General features: G+C 41.8%; 23 protein-coding genes and 1 other annotated feature. All 23 genes read left to right on the plus strand.

Annotation, left to right across the window (positions count from 1 at the left end):
* The first annotated feature begins 32 nt into the window (after positions 1-32).
* The 23 genes from rpmG (at position 33) to PFJ30894_RS05215 (ending at position 26,718) form a co-directional block, all read left to right on the plus strand.
* Complete coding sequence (gene rpmG / locus PFJ30894_RS05105) at positions 33-182, plus strand: 50S ribosomal protein L33 (protein WP_021717071.1); 150 nt, start codon at positions 33-35, stop codon at positions 180-182.
* Between the two features lie 52 nt (positions 183-234).
* The gene (gene secE / locus PFJ30894_RS05110) at positions 235-450 is read left to right on the plus strand and encodes a preprotein translocase subunit SecE (RefSeq protein ID WP_021717070.1); all 216 of its coding nucleotides are present in this window, start codon (positions 235-237) and stop codon (positions 448-450) included.
* Positions 451-490: 40 nt separating this feature from the next.
* A complete protein-coding gene (nusG, locus tag PFJ30894_RS05115; protein ID WP_021717069.1) occupies positions 491-1,024 on the plus strand; it encodes a transcription termination/antitermination protein NusG in 534 nt (177 codons plus the stop codon).
* A gap of 16 nt (positions 1,025-1,040) precedes the next feature.
* On the plus strand, positions 1,041-1,466 hold the full coding sequence (gene rplK, locus PFJ30894_RS05120; protein ID WP_021717068.1) for a 50S ribosomal protein L11: 426 nt from the start codon (positions 1,041-1,043) through the stop codon (positions 1,464-1,466).
* 61 nt (positions 1,467-1,527) lie between these two features.
* Positions 1,528-2,229 carry a 50S ribosomal protein L1 gene (gene rplA, locus PFJ30894_RS05125; RefSeq protein WP_021717067.1) on the plus strand — a complete coding sequence of 234 codons (702 nt, stop codon included), beginning with the start codon at positions 1,528-1,530 and terminating at the stop codon, positions 2,227-2,229.
* Positions 2,230-2,256: 27 nt separating this feature from the next.
* Positions 2,257-2,391 (plus strand) — a sequence feature (ribosomal protein L10 leader region).
* A gap of 29 nt (positions 2,392-2,420) precedes the next feature.
* Positions 2,421-2,948: a 50S ribosomal protein L10 gene (gene rplJ / locus PFJ30894_RS05130; protein WP_021717066.1), complete on the plus strand. Its 528-nt coding sequence runs from the start codon at positions 2,421-2,423 to the stop codon at positions 2,946-2,948.
* Positions 2,949-3,014: 66 nt separating this feature from the next.
* Complete coding sequence (gene rplL / locus PFJ30894_RS05135; protein ID WP_021717065.1) at positions 3,015-3,386, plus strand: 50S ribosomal protein L7/L12; 372 nt, start codon at positions 3,015-3,017, stop codon at positions 3,384-3,386.
* 316 nt (positions 3,387-3,702) lie between these two features.
* Complete coding sequence (rpoB, locus tag PFJ30894_RS05140) at positions 3,703-7,422, plus strand: DNA-directed RNA polymerase subunit beta (RefSeq protein WP_125669203.1); 3,720 nt, start codon at positions 3,703-3,705, stop codon at positions 7,420-7,422.
* Between the two features lie 17 nt (positions 7,423-7,439).
* A complete protein-coding gene (gene rpoC, locus PFJ30894_RS05145) occupies positions 7,440-11,441 on the plus strand; it encodes a DNA-directed RNA polymerase subunit beta' (protein ID WP_167457028.1) in 4,002 nt (1,333 codons plus the stop codon).
* Positions 11,442-11,730: 289 nt separating this feature from the next.
* Positions 11,731-12,228: a 5-(carboxyamino)imidazole ribonucleotide mutase gene (purE, locus tag PFJ30894_RS05150; protein WP_125669204.1), complete on the plus strand. Its 498-nt coding sequence runs from the start codon at positions 11,731-11,733 to the stop codon at positions 12,226-12,228.
* A gap of 27 nt (positions 12,229-12,255) precedes the next feature.
* On the plus strand, positions 12,256-13,695 hold the full coding sequence (gene purF, locus PFJ30894_RS05155) for an amidophosphoribosyltransferase (RefSeq protein WP_113077375.1): 1,440 nt from the start codon (positions 12,256-12,258) through the stop codon (positions 13,693-13,695).
* Between the two features lie 13 nt (positions 13,696-13,708).
* Positions 13,709-14,773, plus strand: a complete 1,065-nt coding sequence (purM, locus tag PFJ30894_RS05160; RefSeq protein ID WP_125669205.1) for a phosphoribosylformylglycinamidine cyclo-ligase — start codon at positions 13,709-13,711, stop codon at positions 14,771-14,773.
* Positions 14,766-15,377: a phosphoribosylglycinamide formyltransferase gene (gene purN / locus PFJ30894_RS05165; protein ID WP_021717059.1), complete on the plus strand. Its 612-nt coding sequence runs from the start codon at positions 14,766-14,768 to the stop codon at positions 15,375-15,377. The genes purM and purN overlap by 8 nt, the downstream gene beginning before the upstream one ends.
* Before the next feature lie 16 nt (positions 15,378-15,393).
* Complete coding sequence (locus PFJ30894_RS05170) at positions 15,394-15,993, plus strand: mGS-like domain protein (protein WP_021717058.1); 600 nt, start codon at positions 15,394-15,396, stop codon at positions 15,991-15,993.
* A 21-nt stretch (positions 15,994-16,014) separates the two neighbouring features.
* On the plus strand, positions 16,015-17,292 hold the full coding sequence (gene purD, locus PFJ30894_RS05175; RefSeq protein ID WP_125669206.1) for a phosphoribosylamine--glycine ligase: 1,278 nt from the start codon (positions 16,015-16,017) through the stop codon (positions 17,290-17,292).
* Positions 17,293-17,398: 106 nt separating this feature from the next.
* On the plus strand, positions 17,399-18,910 hold the full coding sequence (locus PFJ30894_RS05180; protein WP_021717056.1) for an IMP dehydrogenase: 1,512 nt from the start codon (positions 17,399-17,401) through the stop codon (positions 18,908-18,910).
* A gap of 120 nt (positions 18,911-19,030) precedes the next feature.
* Complete coding sequence (locus tag PFJ30894_RS05185; protein ID WP_021717055.1) at positions 19,031-19,870, plus strand: transporter substrate-binding domain-containing protein; 840 nt, start codon at positions 19,031-19,033, stop codon at positions 19,868-19,870.
* A 156-nt stretch (positions 19,871-20,026) separates the two neighbouring features.
* The gene (locus PFJ30894_RS05190) at positions 20,027-20,830 is read left to right on the plus strand and encodes an amino acid ABC transporter permease (protein WP_044491505.1); all 804 of its coding nucleotides are present in this window, start codon (positions 20,027-20,029) and stop codon (positions 20,828-20,830) included.
* A complete protein-coding gene (locus PFJ30894_RS05195; protein WP_125669207.1) occupies positions 20,830-21,591 on the plus strand; it encodes an amino acid ABC transporter ATP-binding protein in 762 nt (253 codons plus the stop codon). Before PFJ30894_RS05190 ends, PFJ30894_RS05195 begins: the two co-directional genes overlap by 1 nt.
* 76 nt (positions 21,592-21,667) lie before the next feature.
* Positions 21,668-23,233 carry a DUF4127 family protein gene (locus PFJ30894_RS05200; RefSeq protein WP_125669208.1) on the plus strand — a complete coding sequence of 522 codons (1,566 nt, stop codon included), beginning with the start codon at positions 21,668-21,670 and terminating at the stop codon, positions 23,231-23,233.
* Positions 23,234-23,453: 220 nt separating this feature from the next.
* Complete coding sequence (locus PFJ30894_RS05205; protein ID WP_125669209.1) at positions 23,454-24,593, plus strand: hypothetical protein; 1,140 nt, start codon at positions 23,454-23,456, stop codon at positions 24,591-24,593.
* Positions 24,586-25,440 (plus strand): GGDEF domain-containing protein, encoded by an 855-nt coding sequence (locus tag PFJ30894_RS05210; RefSeq protein WP_125669210.1) that lies wholly within the window; start codon positions 24,586-24,588, stop codon positions 25,438-25,440. Before PFJ30894_RS05205 ends, PFJ30894_RS05210 begins: the two co-directional genes overlap by 8 nt.
* 27 nt (positions 25,441-25,467) lie before the next feature.
* Positions 25,468-26,718, plus strand: coding sequence for a glycosyltransferase family 2 protein (locus tag PFJ30894_RS05215; protein ID WP_125669211.1), 1,251 nt, complete (start codon positions 25,468-25,470; stop codon positions 26,716-26,718).
* Positions 26,719-26,755: the final 37 nt, after the last annotated feature.

Here is a 26,755-nt window from a genome sequence, read left to right on the forward strand (position 1 = left end):
TTGGTAATCTATGAGTAAGAGAGGTGTTAAATATGCGCAGTTTAGTTACCATGGCTTGCACTGAGTGCAAACAACGCAACTATCAAACCAACAAAAACAAAAAGAACGATCCTGATCGTATCGAACTGAATAAATATTGCAAGTTCTGCAAAAAACACACTTTACATAAAGAAACTAAATAATTTTTGTTAACGTGTGATTTAGTATCAGGTATTCAAGCAAGGATGTGAAAAAATGGCCGTTCCGGAAACTACGGGTGTGAAGAACGCAGGCGGTATTACACGCTTTATGCGTGAAACTAAAGTAGAACTGAAAAAAGTAACCTGGCCTACCAAACAAGAGCTTATTGCTAATACTGCAGTGGTTTTGATTGCGGTTGTTATTTGTGCAGCATTGATTTGGGTCATTGATTCCTTCTTCAATGTTGTTTTTCGCTTGATTTTGCAATAAGGCTGCGTAAGGAGGAAAGGGAAGCTTCCCTATCATTAATATGGAATCAGAAAAACGTTGGTATGTAATCCACACTTATTCCGGTTATGAGAATAAGGTAAGCGCAAATCTGGAACGTAAAGTTCATTCCTTGGGTATGGAAAATGAAATTTTCCGTATTGTGATACCTATGGAAAATGAGGTTGAAGTAAAAGACGGTAAAAAACGCAGCGTCCAGAGAAAGGTTTTTCCTGGTTATGTGCTTGTAGAGATGATTGTAAATGATCGCTCTTGGTATGCTGTGCGTAATACACCGGGTGTGACCGGCTTTGTCGGTTCCGGTACTAAACCGATTCCTTTGACTGATGAAGAAGTCAAACAGATCATGCGCTCCATGGGCGTAGAAGAAAGCCGCCCCAAAATTGATTTACAATTACAACAGATGGTTCGTTTGAAAACTGGTCCGTTTGCCGGCTGTGTCGGCAGCGTTTCTGAAATCAATGAAGAACGTGGTAAACTGAAAGTTTTGGTTAGCATGTTCGGACGCGAAACACCTGTTGAGATTGATTTTACTCAGGTTGAAGAAGCTGAATAATAAGGAGGTGTAATAAATGCCGAAAAAAGTCGTAAAAATGGTAAAATTACAGGTACCGGCTGGTAAAGCTACTCCGGCTCCTCCTGTAGGCCCTGCACTTGGCCAAGCTGGTGTAAACATCATGGCTTTTGTTAAGGAGTTCAATGAACGTACTGCTCAACAAGCAGGTTTGATCATTCCGGTAGAAATTACCGTATTTGAAGATCGTTCCTTTACTTTCATTACAAAAACTCCTCCGGCACCGGTTTTGCTGAAAAAAGCTGCTGGTCTGGAAAAAGGTTCCGGCGAACCAAACAAAAAGAAAGTTGCTCAATTGAGCCGCGATAAAGTTCGCGAAATCGCTGAAGCTAAAATGGCTGACCTGAATGCTGCTGATATCGAAGCTGCTATGAGAATGGTAGAAGGTACTGCGCGCAGCATGGGTATAACCATCGTTGACTGATTTATAGTCGACTATTTATGTGGGAGGAATTATCCGTTTGTACCACAAGGAGGAAAGTTTAATGGCAAAATTTGGTAAAAAATATCAAGACGCTTTGAAACTTATCGAAGCCGACAAATTCTATGCTCCTAAAGAAGCAGTAGAATTAGTTAAAAAAACTTCTGTTACTAAATTTGACAGCACTGTAGAAGTTGCTTTCAAATTAGGCGTAAATCCTAAATACGCTGACCAACAAGTTCGTGGTGCTCTAGTTCTTCCTCATGGCACTGGCAAATCTAAATCTGTTTTAGTATTTGCTAAAGGCGCTAAAGTTCAGGAAGCAGAAGCAGCTGGTGCTGACTATGTAGGCGGCGAAGAATTGGTTGCTAAAATCCAAGGCGGCTGGACTGATTTCGAAGTCTGCGTTGCAACTCCTGATATGATGGGTGTTGTAGGCCGTTTGGGTAAAATCCTCGGTCCTAAAGGCTTGATGCCGAACCCGAAGGTTGGTACAGTTACTATGGATGTAACCCGTGCTATCAACGAAATTAAAGCCGGTAAAATCGAATATCGTACTGATAAAGCTGGTAATGTTCAAGCTCCTATTGGTAAGGCTTCTTTTACCGAACAACAACTGTTGGAAAACTACATCACTTTGGTCGATACTCTGATCAAAGTAAAACCGTCTGGTGCAAAAGGTCAGTATATTAAATCTATAACTGTATCTACCACTATGGGACCTGGCGTAAAAATTGACGTTTTGAAAGCTAACAGCGACAAATAAGATTTTTGATGTAGTAACAACTTTATAAATCAGAAGATAATCGGGCCATAGACAGCAGGTGCGGTAACGCATAAGTAGAAATACACCTGCCGAGGCTGGAGACGATGAAGATAGACCTTCGCGACCTCCGGCTTAGGCCGAGAGGTCTTTTTGATTTTATAAAATCATTTTTTAAGAAGGAGGTGTGATGCATGGCAGTTATTAGACCTGAAAAAGCAGCTAAAGTTGCTGAGATCAAAGAATTGCTGACAGCTTCCAAGTGCACTATTCTGGTTGATTTTTGCGGTTTGACCGTAGCTCAGGATACAGCATTTCGCCGCAAAATGCGCGAAGCTGGCGTCAAATATGGCGTTGTAAAAAATACAATGCTGCGTATTGCTGCAAATGAAGCCGGCATCGAAGGTTTAGAGCCTGTATTGGAGAAAAACACTGCAATTGCAGTTGCTCCTGAAGATCCCGTTGCTGTAGCAAAAATTATTTGCGATTTCGCAAAAGAAAACAAAGCTCTGACTATCAAAGCTGGTGTACTCGACGGTCAAGTTATCGACGAAGCTGCAATTAAAGCTTTGGCAGAACTTCCGCCGAAAGAAGTCCTCATTGCAAAAATGCTGGGCAGCATGAATGCTCCAATCAGCGGTTTTGTCAATGTACTGCAAGGTACTATCCGCAACGTTGTTTATGCACTCGAGGCTGTTCGTCAGCAAAAAGAGTCCGCATAAGCAGTGTGTCTAACCAAGCAAGTTAAAACAAAAAATAAAACATTTGAATTTATGGAGGTATATATAATGAACAAAGAACAAATCATCGAAGCTATTGAATCTATGACCGTACTCGAACTTTCCGAATTGGTAAAAGCTCTGGAAGAAAAATTCGGCGTATCCGCTGCTGCTCCTGTAGCTGTAGCTGCTGCTCCTGCTGCTGGCGGCGCTGCTGCTGCTGAAGAAAAAACTGAATTTGACGTAGTTTTGACTTCCGCTGGCGCTGGCAAAATCAACGTTATCAAAGTTGTTCGTGAAGCAACTGGTCTTGGCCTGAAAGAAGCAAAAGAAATCGTTGACGGCGCTCCTAAAGCTGTTAAAGAAAAAATCTCCAAAGCTGACGCTGACGCTTTGAAAGCTAAACTTGAAGAAGCTGGCGCTTCCGTAGAATTGAAATAATTTCAATTAGAACTTTAATAAGCTTCCTGTTTTGCAGGAAGCTTATTTTTTATTTTATTACTTGCTATTGACAATAGAAAAACTTTGTGATATCATAATAAACTACAGTAAATAAATGAATTGCAGGTATTTTGATAACGGTCACGATGGCTCAGTGGTTGGGAATCGTGTACTGCTCATACGGTAAAGATGAAGTTCGTTCATCGAAGACAATACGCAAGGTCCTTGAGACAATCTGGAACCTTGCTTTTTTTGTCATTCGTGAAACGGGCTGAGTTTGGCCTGCCTGACAAAATATGAAGGGGTGAGGGATTACATGTTTAAACCGGTTCCCGTAGGCGATAGGACTCGGTACAGTTATGCCAGAATCAATGAAGTATTACCAATGCCTCATTTGATTGACATCCAAAGAAAATCGTATGAGTGGTTCATGCGAGAAGGTCTTTGCGAAATTTTTCATGACATTTCTCCGATCAAGGATTTTACAGGTAATTTAGAACTTTCGTTTGAGGGCTTTACGTTAGGGGATCCTAAATATAGCGTTGAAGAATGTAAAGAGCGTGATGCTTCTTACTCGGCACCATTAAACGTAAACGTTCGCTTGCTTTACAAAGACACCGGCGAGATCAAAGAATCTAAAGTTTTCATGGGTGATTTTCCACTGATGACTGAAACCGGTACTTTTATTATCAACGGTGCTGAACGTGTTATTGTCAGTCAGTTGGTTCGTTCTCCAGGCGTATACTACAATGTATCCATGGATCCCAGTGGTAAAAAAATGTATGGTACTACTGTTATTCCAAACCGTGGTGCCTGGATTGAATTTGAAACAGATGTTAATGATGTTATTTATGCTCGTGTAGATCGCACCAGGAAATTACCTGCTACGGTTTTACTGCGTGCTTTGGGTTTATCCAGCAATGCTGAGATTTTGGCATTGTTCGGTGAGCATCCTTCCGTTTTGGCAACTTTGGAACGTGATGCAACTACCAATCGCGAAGAAGCTTTAATTGAGATTTATAAGAAACTGCGTCCAGGCGAACCGCCTACTTTGGAAAATTCTACGCAGTTGATTGAAGCTACATTTTTTGATAATAAGCGCTATGATCTTGCCAGTGTAGGTCGTTATAAACTCAATAAAAAATTGGGCTGGCGCCGTCGTTTGCTGGATAAGGTTATTGACGCACCGCTTGTTGATACTTCTACCGGAGAAATTATTCTGCCGGCAGGTACTAGAATTGATGATAAAGCTATTGATATCATCGAGCAAAGTGAAATTTTCAGCGGCGTAGGATTGAAAGAGGTTTTCATCCGCGTAAAAGAACAAGTACTGAAATTAATCTGTACTGCTGATATTCCCGAAAAACACCGTACTGTAACCGTAGAAGACGTTTTGGCATCTTTTGGTTATCTGCTCAACCTGATGGATGGTTTAGGTACAGGCGACGATATTGACCATTTGGGTAACCGTCGTGTACGTAGTGTCGGAGAATTATTACAAAATCAATTCCGGATCGGTTTAGCCCGTATGGAACGTGTTGTTAAAGAGCGCATGACTATCCAAGACGTAGATGTAATCACGCCGCAGGCTTTGATTAATATTCGTCCTGTTGTTGCGGCAATTAAAGAATTCTTTGGCAGCAGTCAGTTGTCTCAGTTTATGGATCAGAATAACCCGTTAGCTGAGTTAACACATAAAAGGCGTCTGTCTGCACTTGGCCCTGGTGGTTTGAGCCGCGAACGCGCCGGTTATGAAGTGCGTGACGTACATCATTCACATTATGGTCGTATGTGTCCTATTGAAACGCCTGAAGGTCCTAATATCGGACTTATAGGTTCTTTGTCTACCTTTGCTATTATCAATAAATATGGTTTTATGGAAACTCCATATCGTAAGGTTGATAAAGAAGAGGGACGTGTTACTGACGAAATCGTTTATCTGACGGCTGATGAAGAGGACGAATATATTTGTGCCCAGGCCAATGAACCGCTTGATGAAAACGGTTATTTCTTGGGTGAACGTGTTACGGCACGTTATCTGAATGAAGTTTTGTCTTTGCCTCCGAATCAGGTTGACTATATGGACGTTTCTCCGAAACAGGTTGTATCTATTGCTACGGCGCTGATACCGTTCTTGGAAAACGACGATGCGAACCGCGCATTGATGGGTGCTAATATGCAGCGTCAGGCTGTGCCGCTTTTGTGTACGCAGTCGCCTGTTGTTGGTACCGGTATGGAATATAAGGTCGCCGTTGACTCTGGCGTATGCGTACTTGCTAAACGTGCGGGTATTGTTGAGCGTGTTGTTGGCAATGAAATCCGTGTACGTGCAGAAGATGGCAGTGTTGATGTTTATGAACTTTTAAAATTTAAGCGTTCTAATCAGGGAACTTGTGTCAATCAGCGTCCTATCGTCAATAAAGGCGATAAAGTAGTTGAGAAGCAGGTGCTGGCAGATGGCCCGGCGACTGATCATGGTGAATTGGCGCTTGGACACAATGTAATTGTTGCTTATATGCCGTGGGAAGGCTATAACTACGAGGATGCTATTTTGCTGAGCGAAGATCTGGTCAAAGCGGATATCTTTACATCTATCCATATCGAAGAATATGATTGTGATGCCCGTGATACTAAGCTTGGCCAGGAAGAAATTACCCGTGATATTCCCAACGTTTCCGAAGAAGCATTGAAAGATCTTGATGAACGCGGGATTATCCGTATCGGAGCAGAAGTACGTCCTGGCGATATCCTTGTTGGTAAGGTTACGCCGAAAGGCGAAACTGAGCTGACTGCAGAAGAACGTTTGCTGAGAGCTATCTTTGGTGAAAAAGCCCGCGAAGTTCGTGATAGCTCGCTGCGTGTGCCACATGGCGAAGCTGGTAAAATTGTCAGCGTTAAAGTATTTACCCGTGAAAACGGCGATGAGCTGCCGCCTGGTGTAAATGAACAAGTTCGTGTGCATATCGCGCAAAAACGTAAGATTTCTGAAGGCGATAAGATGGCAGGACGCCATGGTAATAAGGGTGTAGTTTCCCGCATCATGCCGCGTGAAGATATGCCGTTTCTGCCAAGCGGAGAGCCGGTTCAAATCGTATTGAATCCTTTGGGCGTACCTTCCCGTATGAATATCGGACAGATTTTGGAAACTCATTTAGGCTGGGCTGCACGCGCTCTAGGCATGCAGATTGAAGCCGGTGCTGAAGGTTTGGCTGATCGTTTTGAGAAAGCCGGTTATGATGTTGAAAAATATGGAATGCCTGAAACTGTAGAAATCGATAAGTTCGGTGAAGAAAGCATCAAAGCAATGAAGATGTCCGTACCTGTTTTTGACGGTGCTCATGAAGAAGATATGAATGCTACTCTTGATTTGGCTGGAGTAGATCCGAGTGGTAAAACAAGGTTGTATGACGGTCGTACAGGTGAACCTTTTGATAACAAGGTTACAGTTGGCTGCGTATATATGCTTAAGTTGCATCACTTGGTTGACGACAAGATACATGCCCGTTCTACCGGTCCGTACTCTTTGGTTACCCAACAGCCTCTTGGTGGTAAAGCTCAGTTTGGCGGGCAACGTTTTGGTGAGATGGAGGTTTGGGCCCTGGAAGCTTATGGTGCCGCTTATACTCTGCAGGAAATTCTCACAGTCAAATCTGACGACGTTGTGGGCCGTGTAAAAACTTATGAAGCTATTGTTAAGGGTGAGAACGTTCCTGAACCTGGTGTGCCCGAATCCTTTAAAGTTCTTATCAAAGAGCTGCAAAGTATCGGTCTCGATATTAAGGTGCTCAATGAAGACGAAGAAGAGATTTCCATGCGCGACAGTGATGATGATGTCACTGAAACTGCACGTGACCTCGATTTGAACATCGACGGCGAGATTCCGGCTGTTGCTGCTGTTGAAACAGATGAATATACTGTTGATGAAAATAGCGTTGAAGATGCGGAATTTGATTTAGTTGCAGATATTGGCAACTTTAACATGGAAGCTAAAGATGAGTTGGACGGAGATGTAAATAACTCCGACGATATTGAATAGAAGGGAGCGATCGATTCTTGTTGGATGTAAATAATTTTGAGTCTATGCGTATCGGTCTGGCTTCACCGGAACAAATCAGAACTTGGTCCTATGGCGAAGTAAAGAAACCGGAAACTATTAACTACAGAACTTTGAAACCGGAACGCGACGGTTTGTTCTGTGAAAGAATATTTGGACCTACCAAAGACTGGGAATGCCATTGCGGTAAATACAAAAGAATTCGTTATAAAGGTATCGTCTGCGATAAGTGCGGCGTTGAAGTTACCCGCTCCAAAGTTCGTCGTGACCGTATGGGTCATATCGAACTGGCTGCACCTGTTTCTCATATCTGGTACTTTAAGGGTATCCCGAGCCGGATGGGATTGATTCTTGATATTTCGCCCAGGTCGCTGGAAAAAGTACTGTATTTTGCTAATTACATCGTACTTGATGCCGGCGATACTCCTTTGGTGAAAAAACAGTTGTTGAGCGAAGGCGAATATATCGAAGCCCGCGACAAATATGGCAGCGGTTTTAAAGTTGGTATGGGCGCTACTGCTATCAAAGCACTGCTGGAAGAGATCGATTTATCTGCATTAACTGCGGAACTGCGTGCTGAATTGAAAGAGGTAAGCGGACAAAGAAAAATTCGTGCCGTACGCCGTTTAGAAGTCTGTGAAGCTTTCCTGAAATCAGGCAATCGCCCTGAATGGATGATTTTGGATGTTGTTCCTGTAATTCCTCCGGAACTGCGTCCGATGGTACAATTAGACGGCGGACGTTTTGCGACTTCTGACCTTAATGATTTGTATCGTCGTGTCATCAACCGTAATAATCGGTTAAAAAGATTGCTTGAACTCAATGCTCCTGATATCATCGTACGTAATGAAAAACGTATGCTTCAGGAAGCTGTTGATGCTTTGATTGACAACGGACGCCGTGGCCGTCCAGTAACAGGTCCTGGTAATCGTCCTTTAAAATCTCTTTCTGATATGCTGAAAGGTAAACAAGGTCGTTTCCGTCAGAACCTGTTAGGTAAACGTGTTGACTATTCCGGTCGTTCTGTTATTGTAGTAGGGCCTGAATTGAAAATGCATCAATGTGGTCTGCCTAAAGAAATGGCGCTGGAATTGTTTAAGCCTTTTGTCATGAAACGCTTGGTTAACAGCGGTCAGGCTACTAATATCAAAAGTGCAAAACGCATGGTAGAACGTGCTACTACTGCTGTTTGGGATGTTTTGGAAGATGTAATCAAAGAACATCCTGTGCTTTTGAACCGTGCACCGACTTTGCATAGGCTTGGTATCCAGGCTTTTGAGCCGATCTTGTCTGAAGGGCGTGCAATCAAACTGCATCCTCTGGTATGCACTGCATACAATGCCGACTTTGACGGTGACCAAATGGCAGTCCATCTGCCGCTGTCTGCTGAAGCACAGGCCGAGGCCAGGATGCTGATGCTCTCGGTTAATAATATTCTGGCCCCGAAAGACGGAAAACCTGTTGCTGTACCTTCGCAGGATATGGTTTTAGGTTCATATTACCTGACAATCATCAAAGAAGGCGCTAAAGGCGAAGGGATGCGTTTCAGCAGCTTTAATGAAGCTTTGCTGGCTTATTTCCACGGTGAAGTTGAACTGCAGGCACGTATTAAGATTTATATCCCGAACAAGGATATTTATGAAGAACCTTCCAGCGAAGGGGTAAGTCTGGTAACGACTACTGTCGGCAATGCGATACTTAATGAAGAACTGCCGGTTGAAATGCGGTACTTCCATTTAGAAGATGAAGTAAACGAATCCGGTAAAAAAGTTAAAGTATGGCATTTGAATAAACTGCTTGATAAAAAAGAATTGGGACGTCTTGTTGCTAAGGCACATAAATTGTATGGCAATTTGCGTACGGCTGAAATCCTTGACGTTGTTAAGAAAATGGGTTATGACAATGCTTGTAAAGCAGGTATTTCCATTGCTGTTTCCGATATCAAAATTCCGCCTGAAAAGGCAGAGATTTTGGCTGCTACGGAAAAAGAAATCGATAAAACTGAGCGTATGTTCCGTCGTGGTTTGATGAGTGAGGACGAACGTTATCGCAAGGTTATCGAACTTTGGGGCAAGGCTACTGATGATGTAACCAATAAGCTTATGTCGTCCACAATGGATCCGTTTAACTCTGTGTATATGATGGCTAATTCTGGTGCCCGTGGTAATACGCAGCAGATCCGTCAGCTGGCTGGTATGCGTGGTTTGATGGCAGATCCTTCCGGTCGTATCATTGACCGACCGATCAAGGCTAATTTCCGTGAAGGCCTGACTGTTTTGGAATACTTTATTTCAACTCATGGTGCTCGTAAAGGTTTGGCTGATACAGCATTGCGTACTGCTGACTCCGGTTATCTGACCCGTCGTTTGGTTGACGTTGCTCAGGATGTGATCGTACGTGAAGATGACTGTGATATCGTTGGTATCAATCTTGTAAAAGAGCGCGGACGTCTTTGCAAAGCAACCTTGGGTTCCAGTCAGAATAAACTGCGCGAGATTGTTATTGGACGTAATTTGGCAGCTGGTATTACTGATCCTGCTACAGGTGAGTTAATTGTCGAAGCTGATACGATTGTGACAGAAGATTTGTATAACAAATTAGCTGCAGCAAAGGTCATGGAAGTAGTTTTATATGCTACTGACGATATGAGCGGAGAAGAAACCGAGACAATTCAGATTAATATCAGCGATGAACAATCTAATGCTGTATTGAAAGAAGCAATGATGCATCATTTTGATGGCCGAGAAGTTGCTGAAGATGTTGTGGCAGCTGATGGTACAGTGCTGATCGAAGCCGGTGCGACTTATGACGAAGCAATTATCGACGCTATTTTGGCTAATGGTACTGTCCGCGATGTTAAAGTTCGCAATAATGCAATCGAAGGTATTGAGATTGAATCGATTACCGAAGGTAAAAATAAACAAACTGTTATTGAATCTTTGCGCGACCGTATCGTAGGACGTTATCTTGCTGAAGATATTTTGGATAATGATGGTAATATCTGTTACCATATCAATGATTATGTTACTGAAGATATGGCGGATCAGATTTCTTCGTTGCGTGAAAAAGTAAAAATCCGTTCCGTACTCAATTGCAAAGCCAAAGTCGGCGTTTGCCGTAAATGTTATGGCCGTAATCTGGCTACAGGTAGAAAAGTTGAAGTTGGCGAAGCTGTTGGTACTATTGCTGCTCAATCCATTGGTGAACCTGGTACTCAGCTCACTATGCGTACGTTCCACACCGGTGGCGTAGCAGGTGACGATATCACTCAGGGCTTACCCCGTGTTGAAGAGCTGTTTGAAGCCCGTAAACCGAAACATCCTGGTTTACTTACTGAAAATGCTGGTACTGTACACATTGGTGAAGAAAACGGCATCCGTAAAGTAACTGTTACCAGTGAAGATGGGGAGCAGATTTATACTATTCCTTATGGGTCTAAACTCGCTGTTACCGAGGGCATGGTAATTGCTGTTGGCGATCGTCTGACTGAAGGGTCACTCAATCCGCATGATATTTTGCGTATCAGTGGTGTGCGTGCTACTCAGCGTTATCTGGTTCAACAGGTATTGGGAGTTTATAAATCTCAGGGTGTTGAGATTAACGATAAGCATATCGAAGTTATGGTTCGCCAAATGATGCGTAAAATCCGCATCGAAGAAGCTGGCGATACTTATATGCTGCCGGGTGAATATATCGATGTTGCAGAATTTGAAGCACAGAATGCGGAAATGCTGGAAAAAGGCTTACAGCCTGCAGAAGGACGTCCGGTGCTGCTTGGTATTACCAAAGCATCTCTGGCTACTGATTCTTTCCTGTCTGCTGCATCCTTCCAGGAAACTACACGCGTGCTGACAGATGCCGCAATCAAAGGCAAAGTTGATCCGCTTTTAGGACTTAAAGAAAATGTTATCATTGGTAAACTTATTCCGGCTGGTACCGGTATGAATCGTTATCGTGATATCAAAATCAAATATAACACTACTAATAGCGACCAACAGTAAAATTACAGACTTTTAAGTAAAACCTCTACTCCTTATCATAAAGGAGTAGAGGTTTTTATCAAATTAAACAACAGAATTTCATTAATTTTTGAAAAAAGCGAACGATAGGATGATTTTTTGTTAAAAAGTTCACATTATAATTGACACATAGGGAAGCTATTGGTAAAATTATAATAATAAATAAGATGGTAGAGATGACCCGAGAAGGATTTTTAGTTGCGCATATAGCAGTTGAAAGATTTCGACTTGGGTTTTATTTTTTCTCACAGATACTTTAGGAGGCAGAAGCATGAAAGTTGCTATTATTATGGGAAGTAATTCTGACTGGCCTATTCTTGAGCCGGCAGAAAAAACTCTGAAAGAATTTGGAGCAGAGGTAGAGGTGATAGTTGCTTCGGCACACCGTACTCCGGATGTGGTACATGAATTTGCTGCTGGCGCACGCAATCGCGGCGTAGAGGCTATTATTGCCGCTGCCGGTGCTGCTGCCCATTTAGGCGGTGTTATTGCTGCTTACACTACAGTGCCTGTAATCGGTATTCCCATCAATGCCACACCTTTGAATGGTATGGATGCGCTTTTAAGCTTTGTGCAAATGCCTGCAGGTATTCCTGTAGCGACGATGGCTATTAATGGCGCTAAAAATGCTGCTTTGTTTGCAGTACAGATACTGTCTGTAAAATACCCTGAACTGGTTACTAAATTAGCAGAAAATCGTTTGCAGATGCAGGAAGAAGTAAAAGCCAAAGGTGAGAAGCTCGCAAAAATGCGTGCTGAGGGTAAGTAAGAAATGGTTGAAAAAGGAGAATTAACTGTGCCTGGTATTGACTTTGAATTAGACAAATTACATGAAGAATGCGGTGTTTTTGGTATTTATTCGCATAAAGACGATGTTGCACTCAATACTTATTGGGGATTGTATGCATTGCAGCATCGTGGGCAGGAAAGTACCGGTATTGTTACTACTGATGGCAGCAATATGCAGGTCAAAAAAGGCATGGGTCTGGTAGCTGACGTTTATAAAGACGGTGTCGGTGATCTTACTGGACACATAGCTATCGGACATGTACGCTATTCAACAACTGGTTCCAGTATGGCATACAATACTCAACCGCTGCGCGTTTATTTTGACGGCGGTAACTTGGCTTTATCGCATAACGGTAATTTGACTAATGCTGCCGAATTGCGGTCTCGCTTGACCAGAGATGGTGTGGTTTTTCAGACTACTGTTGACACAGAGGTTGTTTTGAGCCTGATTGCCCGCTCGCGGAAAGAGAAAGTTGAAGACCGTGTTGCTGAAGCAGTTAATGAAATCAAAGGTGCTTTTGCTATTTTGATCATGACTGATCATAAATTGATTGCAGTGCGTGATCCTTACGGATTCAGGCCATTATGTTTGGGTAAGCTTGATGGCGGTTGGGTAGTGGCTTCTGAATCATGTGCTTTTGATTTGGTTGGCGCAGAATTTATTCGTGATGTCAAACCGGGTGAAATGCTGGTTTTTGAAGATGACTATGCCGAACCTAAGAGTATGATGTGGTCCAAAGAGATGCCGTCTAAATGTGCGCACTGTATTTTTGAATATGTTTATTTTGCCCGTACGGACAGCGTTATTGATAAACAATGTGTTTATCAGGCACGAATCAATATGGGGCGTGAGCTGGCAAAAGAAACTAAAGAGATCCATCCGGATATTGTTATTTCTGTACCTGACTCCGGTACTGCGGCAGCTGTTGGTTATAGCTTAGAGTCAGGTGTACCTTTTATGGAAGGATTAACGAAAAATCGTTATGTTGGCCGTACTTTTATTCAGCCAACGCAAAAGCAGCGTTTAAATGCTGTTCGCTTAAAATTAAATCCAGTAAAGAGTGTTGTTGCAGGCAAGTCCGTTGTTATGGTTGATGATTCTATCGTTCGCGGTACTACCAGTGGTAAGATCGTCAAATTACTTAAGGATGCCGGTGCAAAAGAAGTGCATGTCTGCATCAGTTCCCCTCCTGTAACGGACCCCTGCTATTATGGCATTGATACTTCTGTGCGAAAGGAATTGATTGCTTCCACGCATACAGAAGATGAAATCTGCCAGTATATCGGCGCTGATTCTCTACACTATATTTCGCTGGAAGGATTAAAACGTTCTTTGAGCAGTATGGATCCTGAAGGTATGTGTTATGCTTGCTTCAATGCAGGTTATCCCGATAATGCGGAAGAAACTATCCGTCAAGGTTCGAAATATATTTTTGAGAACAAATAATTAGGAGGTCCCCATGAGCGAGCAAAGCAAAAAACAAATGACTTATGCCGATGCGGGTGTTGATATTGATGCTGGTAATCGTGCTGTTGAATTAATGAAAGAAAGTGTTCGTGCGACTTATCGTCCTGAGGTTATCGGAGATTTGGGCGGGTTTGGCGGTTTGTTTGCACTGAATTCTGGAAAATATGAGGAACCGATTCTTGTTTCCGGGACTGATGGTGTTGGCACTAAGTTAAAATTGGCGTTTATGGCCGATAAGCATAATACTATCGGTCAAGATGCCGTTGCAATGTGTGTTAATGATATTTTAGTGCAAGGTGCTGAACCTCTGTTTTTCCTTGATTATATTGCTGTCGATAAAGTTGATGCGGAGAAAGTTGCAAATATAGTGCAGGGTGTCGCCAAAGCCTGTCAAGAATCGGGTTGCGCTTTGATTGGCGGTGAAACTGCTGAAATGGCGGGTTTTTATTCCCAAGGCGAATATGATATTGCGGGTTTTTGTGTAGGTGTTGTTGAAAAAAGTAAAATGATTACCGGGGATAAAGTTGCTCCTGGTGATGTACTTTTAGGATTGCCTTCCAGTGGTGTGCATTCCAATGGTTTTTCTTTGGTTCGTAAAATTTGTTTCGAAGTGATGAATTATGATATGAGTACTGAGATTCCGGAATTTGGCTGCAGTTTAGGTGAAAAACTGCTGACACCAACACGGCTCTATCCTAAATCCTGTCTGCCTCTGATCGAAAAATTTGATCTTCACGGTATGGTGCATATTACTGGTGGCGGTTTCTACGATAATATTCCACGTATCCTGCCAGAAAAATGTGATGCGGAAATCAATGCCGCAGCTTGGGAAATACCTGTGGTTTTCAAAAAATTGCAGGAGTGGGGCAATGTGCCCTGGGCAGAAATGTACCGTACGTTCAATATGGGGATAGGTATGGTTTTAGTAGTTGCTCCTGAAGAAGCGGATGCCGTGCGTAGTCATCTTACTTCTGTAGGTGAACCTTTCTATGAATTAGGAAATGTTGTTGCCGGTAATAAAAAAGCAATTATGAAAGGCGGCGTTTTCAGTGAGTAGCCGTAAAATTGGCGTCTTGGTCAGCGGTCGCGGCAGCAATCTGCAATCCGTATTGGACAGGATAGCCGACGGCTATTTACCTTTGGAAATTGCTGTTGTTATCAGTGATAAGGCTGATGCATATGCTTTGGAACGTGCAGAGAAAGCTGGAATAGCTGCTGTAGCAATTCCACGTAAAGAATGTGTTTCTAAGGAAGAGTTTGAAGGCAAGATTGATGCAGCTTTGCGCGCTCATGGTGCAGAACTTGTTGTTTTAGCCGGTTTTATGCGGATATTGAGCGGGAATTTTGTTAATAAATGGACACAGAAAATCATAAATATCCATCCGGCACTTTTGCCAAGCTTTCCAGGCCTTGATGCCCAGGGGCAGGCTTTGGAATACGGTGTGAAGATTGCTGGCTGTACTGTACATTTTGTCGATGAAGGAACAGATAGTGGTCCGATTATATTACAGAAACCTGTGCCTGTTTTAAATGACGATACAGAGGAATCTTTAGCAGCACGAATTTTAGTTGAAGAACATAAGGCGATGCCGGAGGCTTTACGTTTGTGGGCGTTAGGCAAGCTGGAAATACAGGGAAGGCGCGTTATCGTGCATCCTTGAGATGAGGTGATAAATAATGAGAATCAAAAGAGCGTTATTGAGTGTATCTGATAAAACCGGTATTGTGAAGCTGGCCCAATTTCTACATGACATTGGAGTAGAGATTATTTCAACCGGCGGAACGATGACTGCTATCAGAGAAGCCGGAATACCTGTAACTTATGTCAGCGATGTGACTGGTTTCCCTGAAATTATGGATGGTCGTGTTAAAACTTTGAATCCTAAGATCCACGGTGGTATTTTGGCTGTACGCAGTAATCCCGAGCATATGGCAGCTTTGGAAAAACATGATATAAAACCGATAGATCTAGTGGTTGTCAATTTGTATCCCTTTAAAGAAACAATTGCTAAACCAAACGTTACAGAGGCAGAAGCGATAGAAAATATTGATATTGGCGGTCCGGCAATGGTGCGTGCCTCTGCTAAAAATTTCCGTGATGTAATTATTGTTACTAACCCAGCCCGTTATACCAGCCTGATTGCTATGCTGCAGCAGTATGGGGACGCAGACATCAAAACACGCAAAACATTGGCCAAAGAAGCCTTTAACCATACTTCCGAATATGATGCTATGATCTGTGAATACCTGACCAAGCAGTTGGTTGAAGGTAAATAAGATGAAAAGGTTGATGAAATAATGCGTTTATTATTAATCGGCGGCGGCGGACGTGAACATGCTCTGGCCTGGAAGTTGGCGCAAAGCCCTCAGGTGGAAACGATTTATGCGGCACCGGGAAATCCTGGTATCGCTTTGCTTGATAAATGTGAATGTATTGATTTACCATTGCAGGAATTAGAAAAACTTGCTGATTATGCTGAGGCTAACTGTATTGATTTAACAGTTGTTGGTCCGGAAGCAAGTCTTGTTGAAGGTATTGCCGATGTTTTTAAGGCAAGAGGTCTGGCATTGTTTGGTCCCAGTAAGGCGGCTGCAGAGCTGGAAGGTTCTAAAGCTTTTTCTAAACAGCTGATGGAAAAATACGGGATCCCTACAGCTTTTTTTAAAGTATGCGAGGATATAGAAACAGCCAAGGCTTATATCAAAGAAAAAGGCGCTCCGATTGTTGTTAAGGCGGATGGTTTGGCAGCAGGTAAAGGCGTAGTTGTTGCTATGACTGAAGCAGAAGCATTTGCTGCTGTTGACGATATGATGGGAGACCTTAAATTTGGCGGTGCCGGCGCACGTGTGGTTTTAGAAGAGTTTATGGAAGGCGAAGAGGCATCCTTACTGGCGTTTACTGACGGTGATACTATCGTTTCCATGATTGCAGCACAGGACCATAAAAGGATAAACGATAATGATGAAGGGCCAAATACTGGTGGTATGGGAACATATGCTCCTGCTCCTGTTATGACTGATATTATGCGGCTGAAGGCTGTGGAAAAGGTTTTAAAGCCGACTATTGCAGCAATGAAGGCAGAGGGAAGACCGTATCAGGGTTGTTTATATGCAGGTTTGATGATTAACGGCGACGACATTAAAGTAGTTGAATTTAACTGCCGTTTTGGAGATCCTGAAACACAGGTTATTATGCCGCTTCTTGATGGTGATTTGGCAGAAATAATGCTGTGCTGCGCTACAGGTACTTTAGCTCAGGCTGATATCGGCTGGTATGATAAAGCTGCTGTATGTGTTGTTATGGCTTCAGGTGGTTACCCTGGAAGCTATAAACAAGGCTTGCCTATCAGTGGCTTGGAAGAGACTGCTGCAAGGGAAGACGTTGTTGTTTTCCATGCAGGAACTAAATGTGCTGATGGCCAAATAGTTACTGCTGGCGGTCGTGTGCTTGGTGTCACAGCCGTTGGGAAAAATATCCGTGAGGCGAAAGATAAGGCTTATGAAGCTGCGGGAAAAATCAGCTTTGCTGATGCCCATTATCGTAAGGATATTGCCTGGCGCGCATTAAAAAAATAATAATGACGTCCCAATGCTTTGGCACTGGGACGTTTTGTATAACTTAAATCAGCTTAAAAAGCCTACAAGCTCCAGATAAAATTTAGAGAAAAGGAAGATGAATACAATGGCATTTTATTATGATGAACCCGCTCATACTTTTAGTGAATACCTGCTTGTTCCTGGTTATTCCTCAAAAGAATGTGTACCGACGAACGTTGATTTACGTACTCCTTTAGTAAAATTTAAAAAAGGTGAAGAATCAGCGATTACATTGAATATTCCTCTTGTTTCTGCTATCATGCAGTCTGTTTCTGATGATAAAATGGCGATAGCGCTTTCCAAAGAGGGTGGTATATCCTTTATTTATGGTTCCCAGACTATTGAAAATGAAGCTGCTATGGTGGCGCGTGTAAAAACACATCGTGCCGGTTTTGTCAGCAGTGATTCTAATATCCGACCAGACAGCACTTTGGCAGATATCGTTGCTCTGAAAGAAAAAACAGGTCATTCTACGGTAGCGGTTACTTCTGACGGCACTGTGAACGGCAAATTGGAAGGCATTGTTACCAGTCGTGATTATCGTGTCAGCCGTATGGATTTGAATACGAAGGTCAGCACTTTTATGACGCCAATCAATGAAATGATTGTTGGCGGCAAAGAGACTTCGCTGCAGGAAGCAAATGATATCATTTGGGATAATAAACTGAATACATTGCCTATTATTGATGATGAAGGCCGTTTATTGTATATGGTTTTCCGTAAAGATTATGCTACTCATAAAGAGTATCCTTTAGAGCTTTTGGACAGTAAAAAACGTCACGTAGTAGGGGCTGGCATTAATACCCGCGACTATGCTGAACGTGTACCGGCTTTGGTTAATGCCGGTGCCGATGTGCTTTGCATTGATTCTTCAGAGGGTTATTCTGAATGGCAGAAATTGACTTTGGATTGGGTTCGCGAGCATTATGGAGATACAGTAAAAGTGGGCGCTGGCAACGTTGTAGATGCAGAAGGCTTCCGCTATTTGGCCGAGGCCGGTGCTGATTTTGTGAAGGTTGGTATCGGCGGCGGTTCTATCTGTATTACCCGCGAACAAAAGGGTATAGGTCGCGGTCAGGCAACGGCTTTGATAGAAGTTGCTAAAGCTCGTGACGAATATTATAAAGAAACGGGAATTTATGTTCCTATCTGTTCTGACGGCGGTATTGTTTATGATTATCATATGACTCTGGCATTGGCAATGGGTGCTGACTTTTTAATGCTTGGCCGTTATTTTGCCCGGTTTGATGAGAGCCCGACGAATAAAGTAAATATCAACGGTAATTATATGAAAGAATACTGGGGTGAAGGATCGAATCGTGCCCGTAACTGGCAGCGTTATGATATGGGCGGTGCATCTAAGCTTTCTTTTGAAGAAGGTGTTGATTCTTATGTTCCTTATGCCGGTACGTTAAAAGATAATGTAACGCTTACTTTGAGCAAGGTGCGTTCTACTATGTGTAACTGCGGCGCTCTTAACTTGGACGATCTTAAGAAAAACGCAAAAATGACCTTGGTTTCTTCAACTTCGCTGGTTGAAGGCGGTGCTCATGACGTTATTTTGAAAGATAATAATATGAACAACTATGTGAAATAAGTTCTATAAAGCTGATAAAATGTTATGTGCATTGTATACATGCTGATTTATATTGACTTCTTGCGCATAGAACTGTAAAATTAACACATAATTTATTTGATGGAAAGGCGTGTTAGAAGAATGAATTTGAAAAAATTAGTTACAGCTGCTGTATGTACTATGCTGATGGCTGCAGTTGCTTTTACTGCTGGTTGCGGCGGAGAGAAAAAATCTGACAAAAAAGTATTGAAGGTTGGCATGGAATGCGCTTATGCTCCTTACAACTGGTCTCAGACCAAAGCTGACGGCGGTGCTGTAAAAATTGCAGGCAGCAATGAGTATGCTTATGGTTATGACGTAATGATGGCTAAGAAGCTGGCTGATTCTATGGGTGCTGATCTGGAAATCCATAAAATCGAATGGGATGGTCTGGCTCCCGCAGTTGTCAGCGGTAAGATTGACGCTGCTATTGCAGGCATGTCTATTACTTCTAAACGTAAAGAAACTGTAGATTTTACAAAACCATATTATTATGCAACGGTAGTTGCTCTGGTAAAAAAAGATTCCGAGCAGGCTAAGGCTCAAAGCGTCGCTGATTTAAAAGGTTCCGTAGCAACTTCTCAGCTTAATACAATCTGGTATGACCAGATTGATCAAGTTCCCGATGTAAAAAAATTGCCGGCTATTGATACGGTACCTGGTATGATTGTTGCATTGACTTCCGGAAAATGCAATCTGATCGTTACTGATATCCCTACTGCAAAAGCTGCCGCTTTTGCTAATCCGGAATTGACTGTCTTGAACTTTGAAGAAGGAAAAGGCTTCAAAACTTCTCGTGAAGATGTTGAAATTGGTATCGCTGTGAAAAAAGGCAATACAGAGCTTGTTAAGGCAATGGATGCTGTTTTGGAAAAAATGACTGCTGCTGATTTTGATAAAATGATGGACGAAGCTATTAAAAAACAACCTTTAGCTCAATAATAGTTACCGGTTATGCCTAAAGGGACGGCAATTATGCCGTCCCTTATTTTCCTTTTTTACCGTATTATTCTTTTGCGAATTAAGGGATATCTGTGCTATAATAAATAACAGTGTTTTATCAATTAATTATGTTAGGTGGAGGAACTTATGACAACAATGCCCGAGTCATTTTTTGGATGGGTGACTTTTTTACTGCATCAATATGGTGATGTTCTGTTAAAAGGCGCTTGTGTGACCTTACTTTTGGCTATTGTCGGCACTCTGATCGGTTGCGTAATCGGTCTTGTTGTAGGTATTATCCAGACTATTCCCGAGGATCCAAAGGCAAGTGCTGCCAAAAAGGCTCTTGTAAAAGTGACTCAATTGGTCTTGAATGCTTATGTAGAACTTTTCCGCGGTACGCCGATGATCGTACAGGCTATGGTAGTATATTATGGTGCTATGAGTATGTTTAACATTGATATGTCACCAATGTTTGCCGGTTTTTTAGTTGTGTCTATCAATACGGGCGCATATATGGCGGAAACTGTACGCGGCGGTATTGAATCGATCGATCCGGGTCAGCGCGAAGCTGCTGTGGCTATCGGCATGGATCATTTTCAGACGATGCGCTGTGTAATTCTGCCGCAGGCCCTGCGTAATATCATGCCTCAGATCGGTAATAATCTGATCATCAATATTAAGGATACATCGGTTTTGAATGTAATTTCTGTCACAGAGCTGTATTTTGCTTCAAAATCGGCAGCAGGCGTATATTACAGGTACTTTGAAATATTCTTCATTACCTGCGTTATTTATTTTATTATGACTTTTACCGCTTCAAGACTTTTGCGCTGGTGGGAAGGGAAAATGGATGGACCTAAGGATTATCAACTGGTGTCTTTTGATCCCATGCAGGATCCATGTGGTCATTTTCCTGTTAATGTGGCCGGTAAAAAGAGAAAGGACGGTAATTATTAATGACTGCTGAACAAAGTAAAGAATTGTTATTATCCGTCCAAGGGTTGAAAAAGAATTTTGGAGAACGTGAGATATTAAAAGGTATTGATTTTGATGTGCACAAAGGTGATGTAGTTTGTGTTATCGGACCTTCAGGCAGTGGTAAATCAACATTAATCCGTTGCGTCAATTATTTGGAACAACCAACTGACGGAGTTATCAGCTACCGCGGTGAAAATGTTTTGGAATGTTTTAAGAATCTTCCCTTATACCGTACTAAAGTAGGCATGGTTTTTCAACAGTTTAATTTGTTTAACAATATGACTGTTTTGGAAAATTGTGTTGTAGGTCAGGTTAAGGTACTGGGGAAAAAGTCTGAAGAAGCAAAAGCAATTGCCATGAAATATCTGGAACATGTTGGTATGGCAAGCTATATCAATGCAAAGCCGCATCAGCTTTCCGGAGGTCAGAAGCAGCGTGTGGCTATTGCCAGAGCTTTGGCTTTGGAGCCGGAAGTATTATTGATGGATGAACCTACTTCTGCGCTTGATCCCGAGATGGTAGGCGAAGTTTTAGCCGTTATGCGTGAACTGGCAGAAGAAGGTTTGACGATGGTGATCGTTACACACGAAATGGCATTTGCCCGTGATGTTTCCAGCCGCGTTATTTTCATTGATCAGGGTGTGATTGCTGAAGATGCCAGCCCGGATGTTATTTTTACCGCGCCTCAGAATCAGCGTACGAAGGATTTCCTGAGTAGGTTCAGTTTAACCCGTTGTTAGCAGGAAAAAAACCCTTCTGTGTAGAATTTACATGGAAGAGATTTTTTATTGAAAAAGCTTGGGAAGGATTATCGGTATGAAAAAAATTTGTTTTGTTTTAGCTTTGTTCGTAATATATTTTTTACCGTTTACAATTACAGAAGCCAGTATGGGGAGGAATACGCTGCTGTTCGTGCCTTTAGATAACAGGCCGGTTTGTTTGGATTATGCAGTGGAAACTATGCAGGCAGCCGGATGGAATGTGGAAACGCCGCCATTAGAATATATTGCCAGCAGTGATCATAGCGGTAATCCTGATAAATTGTATGAATGGCTGGCGGCGCGATCCGCAACAGCCAATGCGATCGTTGTTTCATCAGATGCGCTGATCTATGGCGGACTGGTTGATTCGAGGACGCATCATCTGCCGAAAGACGTTTTAACAGAGCGGGCAGAACGTTTATTAAAGTTGAAAGCGCAGGGTGGTGACCCCTTTGTTTATGTATTTACAACTATCATGCGTTCTCCCAAAGCCAGCAGTGCTCCTGTAGAACCTGCTTATTACGCCGAATGGGGACCAAAGCTGTTTAGAATGGGAGCCTTAGAAGATAAACTGGATTTAAAAGAAATCAGCAGAAAAGAACGTAAAGAACTGGCAGCGTTACAGGCGGAAATACCTCAAGCTGTTCAAGATGACAGAGCGCAGCGCCGCAATTTGAATATAGCAACTACGGAACTTTTGCTGCATGGCGTAGAAAGCGGTAATTTTGACTATTTACTGATTGGCCGCGATGATACGGCACCATATTCACAGGCCCATAAAGAAGCACGCAAAATGGACATTCTTGTCAGAGAACTGCCAAAAGAAAAAATTCGCTTTTTCTCAGGCGCGGATCAGCTTGGCCTGATTTTATTAAGCCGTGCTGCCAGCAGAGTCAGTTATGAGATTCCTATGGTCTATATTGATTTTGCAGAAGGCAAAGGCGGAGCGACTATACCGACCTATGAAGATGACCCGATTGCTTTCAGCGCAGCAGAGCATATTCATGCTGCCGGTGGCTGGCCTACCGCTAAATTAACGAGGGCAGATTTGGTGTTGGCTGTTAATACTCCGTTGGACGGAGTGACGTTGGAAGCCTCTAATCCAAAAAATACGGGTGAGATAACAAAACAGACAGAAGAATTTGTTGCGGATGTTAAAGGATATCTGAAGCAGGGCAAGGCAGTCGCAGTAGCTGATATTGCTTATGGCAATGGTGCAGATAATGCTTTAGTCAAAGAACTGTTTAAGGAAAATCTGGCGGAGAAACTTGCTGCTTACGGTGGCTGGAACACTGCTGGAAACACATTGGGCTTTGCTTTGGGGCAAGGTTTACTGGCTAAAAGTATGGATGCGGCCGACCGTCAATCCTTACTTACTGTAAGATACCTGGATGATTGGGCTTATCAGGCCAATGTGCGTAATAAGACTTATGTGGAATTGATTTGGCCTAATTATTGGCCTAACAGTGGACTTAACACTCAACAGGTGCAAGAGGCTGAAGCCGTTATCACCAAAGATATTTTAGAGCTGGCACAGCCTGTTTTAGGTGACAGAGTAAGTAAGTATAATTTCACTTTACCATGGAAACGGATGTTTGAAGTAGAAGTAAGCAGAAAATAAAACAGAAAAACCCGGCAGACATTATAGTCTGCCGGGTTTTTCTGTTTTAAAATTGTTTTTTAGATGATTTTTATATTTGAAATTCAAAAAATATATTGCTATAAAGACAAAATAAAATATTTTAAATAGATGATAATTAGTGTATAATAAAATATAAATATTAACTAAAACAAATGGAACGTATAATAAAAGACCAAAATAATCTTTAGAAGATGGGTGAATGATGAAGACAAAAGCTCAAAGCCATAAAATGATAGTTACGGTGCTGGTGATATTAATTTCCTGTTTTTTTGTGAATACTGTTAATTGTAATCCTCAGGGAAATAATACAAGAAAACAGCAGGAGCGAGCGATTTTGGTAAATTCTGTAGACGATGAACGCGGTTTTATTTTTTTAAAGAAAAAACTCCATGATCAAAACGATGTGATCATTTATTCTGTCAATCAGCAGGGGCTGGCCGATTATGGAGTTAGTGAATCTATGGGGCAGGCCATGGAATATGCTGCACTGAGGAAAGACAGACAATACTTTGATTTGCTTGCAGCACAAACTGATAAATATTATTTGGACCGGGCCGGCTATTACTACTGGAAAATTAATGCTGAAAATTATGCTGGCGAACAAATTTCTGCACTGGTGGATGATTTAAGGATATTTAAAGCATATTATTTGGCTGCTCAAAATAATATGGGCGACTATAGTAAACAGTTGGCTTATGTGTCTGAGTCTATTTATAAATTTGACAGTGATGGCAAGTATTTATATGACTTTTATGATGACAGAAGTCAGCAAAAAGCAGACTATGTTTCGCTTTTTTATTTGGATATGAACAGTATAGATATGCTGAAAGCGTATGATAAACAAAAATGGCAGGAGTTGTGGCAAAATTCACGCGAATTGCTGCAGAAAATAGAAAAAAGAGAATATGGGTTTTATCCGGTTGCTTTTAGTTACAGTGAAAAAAAATATGTTTGGAATGAAACTGGCATAAATATGGTTGAAAATTTGTATACTGCTTTAAATTTGTATAATGCAGATGGGGATACAGGCAGCTTGCTTAAATTTATGCGAGAAGAAATAAAAACAAATAAAAAAATAGCTAACTGGTATAATTTTGATGGTTCTGTTAAAGACGAAAATGAGTCTGCGGCAGTGTATGCTTTAGCGGCCCGTTTATTTTGGCTGAACAATGACAGTAAGTATGCTTTGTGGTGCTATAGTAAGGTTTTGGCATTTCAAATAGAAGATGTTTCAGATTTTGGCGGCGGGTTTGGTGATCAGGATTCTGGTATGGTTTACGCTTTTGATCAGTTGGAAGCATTACTTATGTTGAGGATGGTGCAGGGAATTGGTGAATAAAGAATTTAGACCGGATGTTATCTGGTTTAATAGTTTTATTATTACTGTTCTGTGTGTATTTGCCGTTATTCTTGTACGGTTTGAAGCACTGAATATATTTTTTGCTTTTGGACTTTTTGGTGTTTTTCTTTTGGTGGCAGTGCTTTCATATATGATTGGCTTGCAGCGGGGGCTTTTGCTCTCGGTAGGTGTTACTTTTTGCTATGGTAGTTATCTTATTTATGCAGTAATAATCAGTAAAGAAATGACGACAGTTGATCCATTGGATGTAGCGTGGCTTTTTTTGATACCGTTGATAAGTGTTTTAGCAGCCAAATTAGGGGAATGTATTTCCAGGAATGAGTCTTTAGCCAAGGATATTGAAGCGATAGCTGAACTGGTTACATTAGATGGAGATACGGGATTCTATAATAATCAGGGGTTTTTTAAAAAATTAGATGAAGAATTTTGGCGTGCTAAACGTTACAACGAAGCTTTTACATTGCTGTTGCTGCAAATTGCCAATTTTGATGAAATCCAGCTGGCCTATGGTAATGTTGGTGCAAGCCGAATATTGATAGCAGTTGCTAAAAATATTGACCTGAAAATGCGCGGTACAGATGTCAAAGGACTTTTAATAGATAATATGTTAGGTATTTTAATGCCCGGAACCAATGCTGAAGGTGCGGTTACTGTGGTAGAAAAGTTGCATTTGTTTTTGACAGTGGTAGCAGTTGAACTTGAAGATGGTAAAAAAAATATAAAAGTTAAACCAAGTATAGGCGCAGCTTCTTTTCAAGAAAGCGATATTGATGTTATTGAAGTGTATGAAAGAGCCAGAACGGAACTTACTTATGATAGAGGTTAAAAAATAATAGCTGTTTTTGGGGGATATATGGACGCGGAAAGATTATTTTTTATTTCAATGGGTGCAACCTGGCTGATACTTTTTTATCATGTATTTTTAACTGTTGGTGGATACAAGCATTTTTTGAAAACAATGCATGATGATGACGTTGATATGAAAATGGATTACTATCCTTTTGTCAGTGTGTTAGTGCCGGCGCATAATGAAGAAGCCGTTATTGGCAGGACGGTTGAGGCATTGGGAAGATTTGCCTATCCTAAAGATCGTTATGAAATAGTGGTGATAAACGATTGTTCAAGTGACAAAACGGGTCTGATTTTAGAAGAGAAGCAAAAGAAAATTCCACAGCTGAAAGTTGTTACTTTGCAGCCGCCGGTGGGTGCTAAGGGAAAATCAAATGCGCTGAACCATGGACTGAAAGTCAGCTGCGGTGAATATGTTGCTGTTTATGATGCCGATAATACTCCGGAAAGAGGGGCTCTACTGCAGTTAGTTTATAAATTATATACTAATGATAAATTGGGGGCTGTTGTTGGAAAGTTTCGGACACGCAATCGTAATGTAAACTATCTTACGCGCTTTATAAATATTGAGACTTTGAGTTTTCAGTGGTTATTGCAGGCCAGCAGGTGTTATTGGTTTGGTCTTACTACTATTCCTGGAACTAACTTTGTTGTGCGGAGAAGTATCCTCGAAAGTATTAACGGCTGGAATGATCAGGCGTTAACCGAAGATACGGAGCTGACAATTCGCATTTATGATTTTGGTTATACCATCTTTTGGTACCCGCATGCCGTAACTTGGGAACAGGAACCAGAGTCGCTGCGTGTCTGGATGAAACAGAGGACACGTTGGGCACGTGGAAATTTGTGGATCATCAGCCAATATTTACTGCGGATATTTCAGCTTAAAGACAGAAAAATCGGTACAGATATAGTTTATTTTGCTTTTACATATTTTGTATTTTTTGCGGCTGTGATTATATCGGATATATTGTTTGTTTTAGGCGCACTGGGAATAGTTCGTCTGAGTATAGATGCGCCGTTGTCACTGATATGGATGTTGGCTTATGCGCTTTTTGTAACGGAAACCTTTATTTCACTTTCCTTAGAGCGTGGCGAAGGCAGCTTAAGTAATTTATTTTTGATTTGTCTGATGTATTTTACATATTGCCAATTGTGGATCATTTTAGTATTTAAGGCGCTTTACGAAAGCTTGAAGGACAAGATTCAGGGAAAGGGGTTCCACTGGTATAAAACAGAGCGGAGCTCTAATTAAAGAAAGATATGGTCAGGAAAGGTTCTAGAAATATGCA

Origin of the sequence: Phascolarctobacterium faecium (assembly GCF_003945365.1) — a bacterium.
GTDB classification, from domain to species: domain Bacteria; phylum Bacillota; class Negativicutes; order Acidaminococcales; family Acidaminococcaceae; genus Phascolarctobacterium; species Phascolarctobacterium faecium.